Source organism: Bacillus sp. SIMBA_154 (genome assembly GCF_046536015.1).
GTDB classification, from domain to species: Bacteria; Bacillota; Bacilli; order Bacillales; family Bacillaceae; genus Bacillus; species Bacillus pumilus_P.
In genome coordinates this window covers 1-243 of the sequence record NZ_JAWJBV010000575.1, presented here as the reverse complement: position 1 = coordinate 243, position 243 = coordinate 1, and the positions used below count along the sequence as shown (strand labels likewise).

At 69.5% G+C, this 243-nt stretch carries 1 protein-coding gene; it reads right to left on the bottom strand.

Going from position 1 to position 243, the window contains the following annotated elements:
* Positions 1-37: 37 nt before the first annotated feature.
* Positions 38-243 (bottom strand): hypothetical protein (locus R0K30_RS23210; RefSeq protein ID WP_410613354.1); only part of this gene is annotated, 206 nt, incomplete at its 5' end.

Genomic DNA, 243 nt, shown 5'->3' with positions numbered 1-243 from the left:
CCCCCCGCCAGCCCGCTCCCGGCCAGTCAGCTCCTGATCAGGCCGCCTCGTCAGCCCGGAAGACTTCGCCGCAGCAAGCCCCGGCCACCGCGGCACGCAAGCCTGCCACAACGCCACCGAGCGCGATCGAGCCGGTGACAGCGCAGGCGATGATGCCGCCGGGCAGGATCCGATCGGCAAACCGGAGGTAGGACCTGATTGCGGTTGCGGCATCTGGTGGCAGCTGCGTGGACATGCAAACAG